Source organism: Paractinoplanes deccanensis, assembly GCF_016862115.1.
In the GTDB taxonomy this organism is placed as follows: domain Bacteria; phylum Actinomycetota; class Actinomycetes; order Mycobacteriales; family Micromonosporaceae; genus Actinoplanes; species Actinoplanes deccanensis.
Genome location: NZ_BOMI01000128.1, coordinates 37,724 through 50,569 on the forward strand (window position 1 = coordinate 37,724; position 12,846 = coordinate 50,569).

9 protein-coding genes are annotated in these 12,846 nt (G+C 71.3%); 6 read left to right on the forward strand and 3 right to left on the reverse strand.

All coding sequences use genetic code 11. The annotated features are described in order from the left end of the window. The first annotated feature begins 26 nt into the window (after positions 1 to 26). The 4 genes from Ade02nite_RS32105 (at position 27) to Ade02nite_RS32120 (ending at position 4,634) form a co-directional block, all read left to right on the forward strand. Positions 27 to 1,253: an MFS transporter gene (locus Ade02nite_RS32105; RefSeq protein ID WP_203772066.1), complete on the forward strand. Its 1,227-nt coding sequence runs from the start codon at positions 27 to 29 to the stop codon at positions 1,251 to 1,253. After that, positions 1,250 to 2,101: a menaquinone biosynthetic enzyme MqnA/MqnD family protein gene (locus Ade02nite_RS32110; protein ID WP_203772068.1), complete on the forward strand. Its 852-nt coding sequence runs from the start codon at positions 1,250 to 1,252 to the stop codon at positions 2,099 to 2,101. The genes Ade02nite_RS32105 and Ade02nite_RS32110 overlap by 4 nt, the downstream gene beginning before the upstream one ends. A gap of 83 nt (positions 2,102 to 2,184) precedes the next feature. Then, positions 2,185 to 3,669 carry an LPXTG cell wall anchor domain-containing protein gene (locus Ade02nite_RS32115; RefSeq protein ID WP_203772070.1) on the forward strand — a complete coding sequence of 495 codons (1,485 nt, stop codon included), beginning with the start codon at positions 2,185 to 2,187 and terminating at the stop codon, positions 3,667 to 3,669. Positions 3,670 to 3,839: 170 nt separating this feature from the next. Further along, complete coding sequence (locus Ade02nite_RS32120) at positions 3,840 to 4,634, forward strand: thioesterase family protein (RefSeq protein ID WP_203772072.1); 795 nt, start codon at positions 3,840 to 3,842, stop codon at positions 4,632 to 4,634. On the opposite strand, the gene Ade02nite_RS32125 is transcribed toward Ade02nite_RS32120, so the two are convergent. After that, positions 4,631 to 6,223, reverse strand: a complete 1,593-nt coding sequence (locus tag Ade02nite_RS32125) for a beta-1,3-glucanase family protein (protein WP_203772074.1) — start codon at positions 6,221 to 6,223, stop codon at positions 4,631 to 4,633. The genes Ade02nite_RS32120 and Ade02nite_RS32125 overlap by 4 nt on opposite strands. A 148-nt stretch (positions 6,224 to 6,371) precedes the next feature. Here Ade02nite_RS32125 and Ade02nite_RS32130 point away from each other — a divergent pair, with 148 nt between their 5' ends. Next, entirely contained in the window at positions 6,372 to 7,328 is a 957-nt protein-coding gene (locus Ade02nite_RS32130) for an aldo/keto reductase (protein WP_203772076.1), read from the forward strand. 78 nt (positions 7,329 to 7,406) lie between these two features. On the opposite strand, the gene Ade02nite_RS32135 is transcribed toward Ade02nite_RS32130, so the two are convergent. Next, positions 7,407 to 8,252, reverse strand: coding sequence for an SWIM zinc finger family protein (locus Ade02nite_RS32135; RefSeq protein ID WP_203772078.1), 846 nt, complete (start codon positions 8,250 to 8,252; stop codon positions 7,407 to 7,409). 1 nt (position 8,253) lies between these two features. Further along, a complete protein-coding gene (locus Ade02nite_RS32140) occupies positions 8,254 to 11,238 on the reverse strand; it encodes a DEAD/DEAH box helicase (protein WP_203772080.1) in 2,985 nt (994 codons plus the stop codon). A 95-nt stretch (positions 11,239 to 11,333) separates the two neighbouring features. On the opposite strand from Ade02nite_RS32140, the gene mqnC reads away from it, so the two are divergent. Next, entirely contained in the window at positions 11,334 to 12,587 is a 1,254-nt protein-coding gene (mqnC, locus tag Ade02nite_RS32145) for a cyclic dehypoxanthinyl futalosine synthase (RefSeq protein WP_203772082.1), read from the forward strand. The last annotated feature ends 259 nt before the right edge of the window (positions 12,588 to 12,846 follow it).

A 12,846-nucleotide genomic window follows, 5' to 3' on the forward strand; every position in this document is an offset into this window, starting at 1 on the left:
GAAGTGTGAAGGATTATTTTCGAAGTATGTCTTTCACACTTCAGGCCTCGCGCTGGTCCGATGTCTCTCTGGTCGTCGGCTCCCGGGCGCTGTCGGCCTGTGGGGACTTCCTCGCCGCGACCACGCTCGCCCTCGTCCTGCAGGAGTCCGGTCACGGTGGCGTGGCGGTGTCCGGCCTGATGCTCGCCGCGGGCCTGCCGCTGGTGCTGCTCGCCCCGATCAGCGGCCGCCTCGCCGACATGGCCGACAGCCGGACGATCCTGGCCGTCACGGCGTTCGCGCAGGCCCTCGTTTGCGCCGTGCTGGCCTTCACCACGCACCCGGCGCTGATCATCGCCCTGGTGGCGCTGCTCGCCTGCGGTCTCGCCTTCACCCAGCCGGTGCTGTCGGCGCTGCTGCCCGAGATGGTCCGCCGGGAGGACCTGGCCAAGGCGAGCGGCATCAGCCAGACCGCGGGGCAGGTCGGCGTCCTGATCGGCCCGGCGCTCGCCGGCATCCTGGTCGGGCAGACCGGGGCGCGGGTGCCGTTGCTGATCGACGCGGGCACCTATCTGGCGCTCGTCGTGGCCGCCTTCGCCGTGCGCACGCGGCGACGTCGCTCCCCCGCGGCCGGCGTTCCCGCGCCGCTCGTCCCGTGGCGCCTGCGCGACGACCGTACCCTCGCGGTGATGGTCGGTGTGCTCGCCGCCATCGTGCTGGGGATCAGCGCGATCAACGTCTTCGACGTCTTCTTCATCCGCGAGACCCTCGGCGCATCCACCACTTTGTACGGTTTCGTCGCCGCGTCCTGGACGGTCGGCATGCTCGCCGGGTCCGTCGTCTGCGGCCGGGTGCCGCCGCACCGCATCACGCCGATGGCGATGCTGGCCGTGACCAGCGGCAGCTGCGTTCCGCTCGTCGGGGCGGCCTTCGTCGGCGACGCTGTGTGGGTCGTGCCGCTCTGGATCGCCGGCGGCTTCTTCAACGGCGCGATCAACGTCTTCGTGATGGTCTTCGTGGCCGGTCGCGCGCCGTCCGCCGCCCGGGGCCGGGCGTTCGCCGCCGTGAACGCGCCGATCCAGGGCGCCGGCATGATCGGCCTGGCCGTGGCGGGTCCGCTTGTCGGCCAGTTCGACCTGCGGGTGCTGGTCGCGTCCACCGGCGTCGCCGGTCTGCTCGCCGCGCTGGCCGCCTGGCCGATCGTGCGACGTGAACCACCATCGCCCCCTGCCGTGCGCGGTTCCCACCTGGTGAGAGATAGCGTCGGGGCATGAGCGACAGCGCCGGTCGGCCCCGGGTCGGGCACATCCAGTTCCTCAACTGCCTGCCGATCTACTGGGGCCTGATGCGATCCGGCGCCCTCCTCGACGTCGACCTGCGCAAGGACACCCCCGAGCGGCTCAGCGCCAGTCTGGTCGCCGGTGACCTCGACATCGGCCCGATCACCCTCGTCGAATACCTGCGCCACGCCGACGAGCTGGTGCTCCTGCCCAACCTGGCGGTGGGCAGCGACGGCCCGGTGCTCTCGGTCAACCTGATCTCCACCCGGCCGCTCGCCGAGCTCGACGGCCGGCCGGTCGCGCTCGGCTCCACCTCGCGCACCGGCGTGCTGCTGGCCCAGATGCTCCTCGCCGACCAGTACGGCGCCGAGCCGGAATACTTCCGCTGCCCGCCCGAGCTCACCCAGATGCTCATGGAGGCGGACGCCGGCGTGCTGATCGGCGACCCGGCCCTGCGCGCCATGTACGAGGGTCCCCGCCTCGGCCTGGAGGTCACCGACCTGGGCGAGGCGTGGCGGAAGTGGACCGGGCTGCCGATGGTCTTCGCCGTCTGGGCGGTTCGCAAGGACTTCGCCGCGGCCAACCCGGGCGTGGTCAAGGACGTGCACGAGGCGTTCCAGCGCTCCCGCGACCTGTGCCTGGGCGAGCTCGACGAGGTGGCCGCGGCCGCCGCCCGGTGGGAGCCGTTCGACGCCGAGACGCTCGCGCACTATTTCCGGGTTCTCGACTTCTCGCTCGGCGAGCGCCAGATCGCCGGTATGCGGGAGTTTGCCCGCCGAGCTGCCGCTCGGGGCGAGGTTCCGCCCCTTCCGGCCGAAGGACCGGTATTCGCCGAAGTTTGATCTCCAGCAAGTGAGGGCTCTAGTCTGCCGTGACTCTCAGCTGACTGACGGAAAATCCAGCTGATTCCCAGGAACGGTGACCCATGAGCCTCCGCTCGTTAGCGATTCCCGCTGCCCTCGCGGCCGTGGCCCTCGGCGGTCTCGCCGCGCCGGCCCAGGCCGCCCCGGCCGAGACCGAGCCGCTCGTCGGCGTCTACCTTCCCGAGCAGATCGCGGTGATCCAGGGCAAGTCCAAGACGGTCCGCGCCGAGATCCAGAACTACAGCTCGGTGACCGCGAAGGGCGTCGTGCTCGAGTTCAAGGGCGTCGACCCCAGCCTCGGTCTCACGCTCCCGGCCGGCTGCGAGGCGACCAGCTGCAAGCTGGGCGACCTGGCCGGTGGCCAGAAGCGCACGATCGCCGTCACGCTGAAGCCGACCGGCGACAAGATCGTCTCGTCCTTCACGGCGAACGTCGGCGCGTTCGAGACCGAGACCACCGTCGTGCGCTCGGCCGGCGGCGTCGACCTGGAGGTCGACCCGATCGGCGACCTGAAGATCGCGCGCGGTCAGTCCGCGAACGTGCCGGTCGTCGTGCGGAACACCGGCAGCGAGACGCTCGACCAGATCGGCCTGGTCATGCTCGCCGAGCCGGGTCTCGAGCCGCTCACCGACTACTCCAACTGCGTCACCGAGCTCGACGACGAGGAGCTCGGCGGCGTCATCTGCTTCTTCAAGCAGGAGTTCGCCCCCGGCGCGACGTTCACGCTGCCGGCCGGCTCCCCGATGAAGATCAAGGTGCGGGCGGACGCGGGCGGCCCCTACAAGTACCAGGGCGCGGTGGCGGCCATCGGCGTGAAGGACGGCGCCGCGGACGCGCTCGCCGCGAAGCCCGGGCCGAAGCTGACGCTCGAGGCCAAGCGCACCGCCGGCGAGGTCGACGTGCCGGACGACGAGGACGTCCCGGAGGACATCAACTCCGACGACAACATCGCCCTCTTCGGCGTCAGCCTCGGCAAGTCCGTGGCGGACAGCACCGCGATCGGCGGCACCTTCGCCGGCGCGGTCGGCGACACCAAGACCGTCAAGGTCGGCGTACGCAACCTCGGCCCGACCAGCGTCGTCCCGCTCACCGACGACTGGTTCCCGGCCGTGCTGGTCAGCGTGCCGGCCGGTGTCAAGCTGACCAAGGTCGACGAGTTCTGCCTGCCGGCCGGCGCCGACGAGTTCTCCAAGGAGTTCGGCACGGTCAGCGGCCTCGACTACATCTGCCTGCCCGAGTCCGGCATGGGCAAGGGCCAGCAGAACCTGTTCACCTTCACCGGCGTCATCACCGGCACGTCCTCGGCCGCCGGCTCGGTCACCGTCGACGGCGGCCCGCAGGACAACAACGCCAAGAACGACAAGGCTGCTCTCGCCCTGAAGGTCACCGGCACCGGCGGCCAGGGCGGCGGCGAGGGCGACGGCGAGGGCCTCCCGGTCACCGGCGCCCCCACCGGCTGGGTCGCGCTCGGCGGCGCCCTCCTGCTCCTCGCGGGTGCCGCGGCGGCCTACACCTTCCGCCGCAAGCGGATCATCACGACGCTCTGACGAAGCGGCGAAAAGACCGCCCCGGCCGCGTGCCGGGGCGGTCTTCGCTTTCGTTGGCTAGAGTCCCCGATCATGGACTTCGATGAGCACGAACGGGCCCGCTGGTCCGGCCGTGCCAAGGCGTACGCCGGAAGCTCGCCCGGCTGTGCGCCCGGAGCAGGGGAGAGGGCATGGGGCACCAGTTCGACGCCGACACTGTGGTGAGCGAGTCCGGTGGGCGGTGGGCGGCGACGATCAGTCCCGAGTGGGCGATCGCGACCGGTGTGCCGAACGGCGGCTATCTGTTCGCGGTGGCGCTGGCGGCCGGGGCGCGGGCCGTGCCGGAGCAGCGACTCGTCACGGCGACCGGGCATTTCGTGCGGCCGGGGCAGGACGGGGCGGCCGATCTCGCCGTGGAGGTGGTCAAGCGGGGGCGGCTGACCAGCACGGTGTCGGTGGCGCTGCGCCAGGACGACAAGGAGCGGGTCCGGGTCGTCGCCACGTACGGCGATCCGGCTCTTCAGGAGGCGCCGGTGCGGCACCCGATCGCCGCTCCGGAGATTCCCGGGCCCGGCGAGTGTGTCTCCTCCGCCGGCGGGCTGGCGGGCAAGATGGGCGTCCGGGTCGCCGAGCGCGTCGACTACCGGATGTTGCCCGGCTCGCGCTGGATCGGTGGCGACGGCCCCGGCGAGGCGCGGATCGACGGCTGGATCCGGTTCGCCGACGGCCGTGAGCCCGATCTGGCGGCCCTGCCGTTCTTCGTCGACGCCTTCCCGCCCGCGCTGGGCGAGCTGGTCGGCCCGGTGACCGCGCCGACCCTCGAGCTCACCGTGCACCTTCGCAAGGAGCCCGCCCCGGGCTGGCTCCAGGCCCGCCTCGAGGCCCGGCACATCGCGCCGGGCCTCGTGGAGGAGGACGCCTACCTGTGGGACAGCGCCGGTGAGCTGGTGGCGCTGTCCCGTCAGCTGGGCCTCTGGCGTCCCTAGGAGGTCCGCCACTTCTGGTTGGCCGATCCCGCGCAGTCCCACAGCTGGAGCCGGGCGCCGTCGGCGGAGTTGAGGTCCTTGATGTCGACGCACCTGTTGGACTGCGGGTTGACCAGATCGCCGGCGGCCGAGAGCACGAACTGCTGCGCGCCGGTGCCGTTGCAGGTGTAGAGCTGCAGGGGCGTGCCGTTCGCCGTGCCGGCCGCGGTCACGTCCATGCACTTGTTGTTCTGGCTCTTCAGGGCGCCGCCCGTGAAGGTCCACTTCTGGGCGTTCGTCCCGTTGCAGGTCCACATCTGCAGCGGGACGCTGTCGGCGAAGTTGGAGCTGGGCACGTCGACGCACTTGTTGTTCAGCGCGCTGATGAGCGGCACACCGCCGGTCGCCGGGGGAGGCGTGGTGCCGCCGCCGCTGAACGGGGTGAGGATGAGGCCGGCCGAGCGCGGGTCGCCGTCGTGCACCAGCGACTCGAAGGCGCCGACGTCGTCGAAGGCGAACGCGTACGCCTTGCCGTCGACCATGTTCGCGTGGATCACCTTGGCGTACACGTTCGTCGGGTTGTTGCGGTAGAAGTCGGCGGCGTTCGTGCTGGGCTGCGTGTCGATGGTGCCGAGCGTGCCGCGGTTGAGGGCCGCGCAGAGCGTACGGGAGATCGGTCCCACCACCTGGTCGTTGGGCGCCGGCAGATCACCGTCGCAGCCCCAGACGCTGGCCGACGACGGCCGGTTGAACGACGCGACCTGCGCGCCCGCCGAGTTCGTGAAGACCATCGTGTTGCCCGAGGTGCGGCCGAAGTACCGGGTGTTGGGCTGGTCGGCGAAGGGCACCACGGTCAGCGTCTTGGTGGTGTACGCGTTCCAGGCCGAGGCGATGTACGAGTCGAGGTACGTGCTGCTCAGCAGCCCCGCGCCGGCCGCCTTGCCGGGCGCGAGCACGCGCAGCACGGTCCCGTCGGCCCGGGAGTAGACCGTGTTGGCCCACCCCGCGGTCCCGCGGATCGTGTTGATCACGTTGGTGCGGCCGTTCGCCACGAGATCGCCCGTGCGCTTCGTCGCGCCGGAGGCGCCGGTGACCGAGACGGCGTGCGGCACGGCGAACATGTCCACCTGTGAGCTGTTGAGCCACAGCCCGGCGTCGTTGTAGGTGAACTCGCTCCAGTCGAAGAGGATGTCCCGGTTGGCGTCGCCGCCGGCCCACGGCGCCGGCTGCACGAGCCCGTCCGGGGTCAGGAAGAACTTGAGCTTCGCGCCGAGCGAGAAGTAGACCCGCCCGGAGAATCCGCGCGGGAACTGGATGGTCGAGCTGCCGCCGTTGCCGGCGCCGGGAATGGACACGTCCGGTGCGGCCACCGGCGGGAGTGCCCCGCCGCTCCAGGCCGTGAAGGTGCCGGCCTGGTTGACGTAGCCGAGCCGGCCGGACGACAACTGCACACCGATGACGTAGAGGTAGACCGCGTCGCCACGACCGGTGTTGTTCGTGACGGTGACGGGCAGCAGGGCGGGGCCGATCGCCGACGCCGCGCGCGGCGAGATGACGACCGCGGCGGCCAGGACGGCCAGGAGGGCGGCAAGGGAGCGGAGCCTACGCACGGGGACTCCTTCCGTTCGGGGGAGGACGGATGGGGGAGAGCGCTCTCAGCCGAGCCTCGGATTTGTTAATAACGTGTGTCAATAGATGCACGGCGATATCGCCCCGTCCCGGGCGAACGACGGTACGAACGGGCATAGGGTCGTGCTCATGAGTGAGATGAGCTACCGCCGGCTGGGCACCTCGGGCCTGGTCGTCTCCGTCGTCGGCATCGGCTGCAACAACTTCGGCCGCAAGCTCGACGCCGACGGCACCCGCGAGGTCGTCGACGCCGCCTTCGACGCCGGGATCACGCTGTTCGACACCGCGGACATCTACGGCAGGCCGCACGGCGCCTCCGAGGAGTGCCTCGGCGCCGCGCTCAAGGGCCGCCGCGACGAGGTGGTGCTCGCGACCAAGTTCGGCATGACCATGGAGGGCCTGAACGGCAACGACTTCGGCGCCCGCGGATCGCGCCGCTACATCGTGCGCGCCGTCGAGGCCTCGCTGCGCCGGCTCGAGACCGACTACATCGACCTCTACCAGATGCACGAGCCCGACCCGCGGACCCCGATCGACGAGACCCTCTCCGCCCTCGACGACCTGGTCCGCTCCGGCAAGGTGCGCTACCTCGGCAACTCCAACTTCGCCGGATACCAGATCGCGGACGCCGACTGGACCGCCCGCGCCGGCGGCCTCACCCCGTTCATCAGCGCGCAGAACCGGTACAGCCTCCTCCAGCGCGACGTCGAGACCGAGGTCGTGCCGGCCTGCGAGCACTACGGCCTCGGCCTGCTGCCGTTCTTCCCGCTCGACTCGGGCCTGCTCTCCGGCAAGTACCGGCGCGGCGAGACCCCGGCCGCCGGCACCCGGCTCTCCCTCGACCGCTACCAGCGCTTCCTCGACGGCGCCGACTGGGACAAGATCGAGGCGCTCGCCTCCTTCGGCGCGGAACGCGGCCACAGCCTGCTCGACGTCGCCATCGCCGGTCTCGCCTCCCGGCCCGCGGTCACGAGCGTCATCGCCGGCGCCACCAGCGCCGAGCAGGTGCAGGCAAACGCCGCGGCGGGTGCGTGGTCACTCTCCGCCGACGACGTCGCGGCCCTGGACGACCTTTTGGACCGATGACGTACGGGTTCTCGCGTCACCAACCACAGTGGACCACGACTCGCCGCAAGGGATCGGCTGGGTGCCGCCCGGGCCGGATCACCCGGCCTCCGGCCCCGTGGTGGGTCCATCATGGAGATCCCGGTACGCGGGCCGCAACAGGTCCACGAGCGGGATGTGGCGCACCTTGACGGGCGGCGCGTCGAGCGCCCGCAGCAGCAGCTCCGGTGGCACGGTCACCCGGGACGGGCGCTCGCGCAGTCGCCCGAGGCTGATGCCGGGCGCGTAGAAGTCGGCGAGCCGAGCGTCCAAAGGGGACTCCTCGACCGCGAGCGGGTCGACGGCGGCAGCCGGCTCGGGGGTGCCGCGCAGCGCGTCGAGCAGCGCCTCACGAGCGCGTCCCCGCCACGCCAGCACCAGGAACGGGTCGTCGTCGAAGGCCTCGGCGAGCACGTAGAGCACCGCGGAGCCGTGCTTGCAGGGCACGCTCCAATCAGGACAGCTGCACCGGATGTCCAGCCGCTCGGGGAACAGCGGAGCGTCGTGGGCCGCGAACAGCTCGACGATCTCGTGCGGCATCTCGCCGGCGAGCAGGGCCGCGCGATACAGCGCCTGGCCGCCGAGCGCCTCCGTCAGCACGGTCCACTGTGCCTCGTCGAAGGCCGCGATCGCGATCGTCACCTCGTACGGCTGGGGCCGTGAGCCTTGCACCCGGGCCGTGACCCGCCCCGACGCGAGAGTGAAGTCCATGACCTGGCCCTTGCGCGCGTAGGCGCGGCCCCGCGCGAGGCGGCCGCCGTCGCAGACCTGCTCGAGCACGTCGACGAACCTGCGCGACCACCACTGCTCGCCGATCTTGCCGCGTTTGGCGCGCACGGCGATGCCACCGTCCACTTCGATCGGACGGCTCGTCTCGAAGAACCGGCCCTCGGGGTCGATCGGCATGTCACCTCACCGCCGCGGGGTCGAGCGCGAACAGCTCGCGCAGCTGGTCGGTGCTCAGGTCGGTGATCCAGTCCTCGCCGGTGCCGACGACCGAGGAGGCCAGCGCCTTCTTCCGCTCGATCATCGCGTCGATCTTCTCCTCCAGCGTGCCGGTGCAGATGAACTTGCGGACCTGCACGTCACGCGACTGTCCGATGCGGAACGCGCGGTCGGTGGCCTGGTCCTCGACGGCCGGGTTCCACCACCGGTCGAAGTGGACGACGTGGTTGGCGGCGGTCAGGTTGAGCCCGGTGCCCGCGGCCTTGAGCGAGAGCAGGAAGAGCATCGGCTCGTCGTCGTGCTGGAAGCGCTCGACCAGCGCGTCGCGCTTCGCCTTCGACAGTCCACCGTGGAGCCACAGCACCGGGCGGTCGAGATGCGCGGCGAGGTACGGCTGGAGCAGCGCGCCCCACTCCGCGTACTGCGTGAAGATCAGGGCCTTGTCGCCGTCCTCGATGATCTCCTCGGCGAGCTCCTCGAGCCGGGCCAGCTTGCCCGAGCGCGCGGGCAGCCGCGAACCGTCCTTGAGCAGGTGGGCGGGGTGATTGCAGACCTGCTTGAGCTTGGTCATCGCGGCCAGCACGTTGCCGCGGCGCTGGATGCCCTCGGACCCCTCGATCTCCGACATCATGTCCTCGACGACGGCCTGATAGAGGGTGGCCTGCTCGGCGGTGAGCGTGCACCAGACCTTCATCTCGTTCTTCTCCGGCAGATCCGAGATGATCGTCTTGTCGGTCTTGAGCCGGCGCAGCACGAACGGCCCGGTGGCGCGCTTGAGCGCCGCGGCGGCGTCCTCGTCCTGGTGGATCTCGATCGGCTCCTGGAAGCGGCGGCGGAACCGCTTCGCCGGCCCGAGCATGCCGGGGTTGCAGAAGTCCATGATGGACCACAGCTCGGCGAGGTGGTTCTCGACGGGAGTGCCGGTGAGGGCGAGCCGGGTGCGGGCGGGCACGGCGCGGACGGCCTGGGCCTGGCGGGTGCCGCTGTTCTTGATGGCCTGCGCCTCGTCGCAGACGACACGGCCCCAGTCGACCTTCTTGAGCGTCTCGAGATCGCGGGTGGCCGTGCCGTAGGTCGTGATGACCAGGTCGGCATCGTCCACCGTGTCGTAGAAGTCGTCGCCGCGAACGCGCGAGCCGCCGTGATGCACGTAGACCCGGATGCTGGGCGCGAAGCGGGCGGCCTCCTTCTGCCAATTGCTGACCAGCGACATCGGGCAGATGAGGAGGGTGGGGCTCATCCGCTGGTCCGTGGCCGCAGTGGCGCGCTCGGCGAGGAGCAGGGACAGGGTCTGGGCGGTCTTTCCTAGGCCCATGTCGTCGGCGAGGATGCCGCCCAGGCCCAGCCGGGTGAGGAAGTGCAGCCAGGAGAGGCCGCGCTCCTGGTAAGGACGCAGGCTGCCCTGGAAGGCGGCCGGGGTGGGCACCGGCTGCATGCGGTCCGCGGCCTGGCCCGACAGGAGGTCGCCGAGCATGCCGTCCGCGTCGACCTCGACCAGCGGCAGGTCCTCCTCGCCGCCGTCGACGACCTGCTGGAGGATCTCGCCGGCGGTGAGCTCGCCCTCGCGGCGGCGGGTGACCGCCTTCAGCGCGGCGCGCAGCTGGCGGTCGTCGAGCTCCACCCACTGGCCGCGCACCCGCACCAGCGGCACCTTGAGGCGGGCCAGCTCGGCGAGCTCCTCGGCGCTCACCACGCCGTCGCCGATGACCAGGTCGAGCCGGAAGTCGACCAGTTCCTGAAGGCCGAAGCCGGAGTCGGCGGCCGCCCGGGTCGAGGTGCCCTTCGGTTTGCGGGAGCGGGTGGTCAGCTTGAGGCCGACCGCCTTGCGGCCCGCCCACGCCGGCAACTGCACGCCGAAGCCGGCCGCCTGGAGCAGCGGGGCGGCGTGCCGGAGGAACTCGTGCGCCTCCGCCGTGTCGATCGCCATCCGGCCCGGCTCCTGGTCGCGCAGCGCCACGTGGAGCAGGGGAAAGAGCCGGACGGCGCGCCCGAGCCCGGCCAGCAGCGTCTCGTCGGGGCGCGCGGGCAGCCCGGGGAAGCGGCCGCCGGCCCAGATCTCCTCGGCCGGCAGGTAGAGGCTCGGGTCCTCCGCCGACTGCAACGCGAACTCGAGGCCCCACTCGTCGTCGCCGGGCTGCGGCTCGAAGAGGCGGAAGCTGACCCGCACCGGCCCGTTCGCCTCGTGGGCCGCGCGCAGCCAGTCGTCGAGGGCCGCGCGCAGCTCGCGCTCCTCGGCCGGCTTCGCGCCCGGCAGGGTGGGGTCGCCGGCGGTCAGCGCGGCGATCCAGCGGTCGGGCAGCGGCGCCTTGGGGCCGGCCCGGTGGCCGTGCAGGATCCGCTCGGGCATCACCGAGCGTGCGCCGGAGTCGACGAGCGCGTCGAGGGCATTGCGCAGCGTCACCGCCACGCCGCCGCCGGTGGCGCGCACCGACGGGGGCATGCCCTCGGCGAAGTCGCGATAGGTGGCCGCGTCCGCGCCCGTGAGCACCGGCCGCCAGCGGGCCGTGGCCACACCGTGCTCGGTGACCAGCTGGGGCAGCATGCGCCCGCGGCGGGCCAGGTCGCAGGCATAGCCGGCCAGGACGCAGAGGTAGCGCAGGTCGGGCGCGGCCAGCCAGTCGTCCGAGGGCTCGGCCAGCTCGCGGAGCGCCGGCAGCGCGGCGTCGCCGGGCACCAGCAGCACCGGCACCCGCCACGGGGCCAGCTTGACGCCCCGCCCGCTCGTCTCGACGCCGGTCTCGGGTGACGGCACCGGGCCGCGGCCGGTGCTGGGCAGCTGGAGGATCGCCGAGGCCGGCGAGCCGGGCAGGCCGGGCAGATCGCCGGCCGGTGCGGCGAACGGGTGCGGCCGCTCGGCCGCCCGGGAGCCGGTGGTGAGGGGCCGCGTGGCGTCCTCGCCCCAGAGCATCAGCTGCCCGTCCGACCAACCACCATGAATGACGAGCACACCCACCCCCAGCGACGACCGCGCATCGAGAGTAACGACCCAGGTGAGAGGTGCGCCGCTGACGGTGAGGCCCGGCTGGACGTACTCTTCGGTACGTGACGGCGAACCGCGAGATCGACAGCATCCTGCAGCGAGCGGCCGACGGCGGGCGGATCACGCCCGAGGAGGCGCTGCTCCTCTACACGGAGGCCCCCTTCCACGCGCTCGGCGAGGCCGCCGACGCGGTGCGCCGCCGCCGATACCCGGACGGCATCGTCACCTACCTGATCGACCGCAACATCAACTACACGAACGTGTGCGTCACCGCGTGCAAGTTCTGCGCCTTCTTCCGTGCCCCCAAGCACAAGGAGGGCTGGTCGCACCCGATGGAGGAGATCCTGCACCGCTGCGGCGAGGCGGTCGATCTCGGCGCCACCCAGGTGATGCTCCAGGGCGGCCACCACCCCGACTTCGGTGTGGAGTACTACGAGAACCTCTTCTCCTCGGTCAAGCAGGCCTACCCGCAGCTGGCGATCCACTCGATCGGCCCGAGCGAGATCCTGCACATGGCCAAGGTCTCCGGCGTCTCGATCGAGGAGGCCGTCGTCCGGATCAAGGCGGCCGGTCTCGACTCGATCGCCGGGGCGGGCGCCGAGATGCTGCCCGACCGGCCGCGCAAGGCGATCGCCCCGCTCAAGGAGAGCGGCGCGCGCTGGCTCGAGGTGATGGCGGTGGCGCACCGCAACGGCCTCTCGTCGACCGCGACCATGATGATGGGCACCGGCGAGACCCACGAGGAGCGCATCGAGCACATCCGCATGATCCGCGACGTGCAGGACCTCGCGGTCGCGAACGGCTACCGCGACGACGCGGTCGAGCAAGAGGCGGGTGGCGGGGCGGTAGCCGGGGGTTTCCGGGCGTTCATCCCGTGGACCTACCAGCCCGAGAACAACCACCTCAAGGGCCGCACCCAGGCGACCACGATGGAATACCTGCGCTTCCTGGCCATGTCGCGGCTGTTCTTCGACAACGTCGCCCACCTGCAGGCCTCGTGGCTGACCACGGGCAAGGACGTCGGCCAGCTCTCGCTGCACATCGGCGTCGACGACCTGGGCTCGATCATGCTGGAGGAGAACGTGATCTCCTCGGCCGGCGCCCGGCACCGCTCCAACCTGCACGAGCTGATCTGGATGATCCGTACGGCCGATCGCATCCCGGCGCAGCGCGACACCCTCTACAGGCACCTGGCCGTGCACCGCACCCCCGACGAGGACCCGACCGACGAGCGCGTCGTGTCCCACTTCTCGTCGATCGCGATGCCCGGCGGCGGCGCGGGCCGCGCCCAGCTTCCGGTGGTCGGGGTCTCGTAAAGGTCACGAAGGTCACGGCCCGATCTCGGCAAACGCCCTGTTCGGGGGGTCGTCGTTGCCCGTTCGGTCAGGTGCCCCTCGGCGAACCGGCGAGGGTCGATTGCTCCTTCGTAACGAGCGCGGTAAAGCTCTGTTCCCGGCTTTCCGTGCTGGTTACGTTGCCCTCGTAAGACCTGAGAACTTCTTTGAACCCGGTAAGGGTTTGCGGACCCGACCGATGGCGGTCGTATATATAACGCACAAGGATCGGGCGGGATGG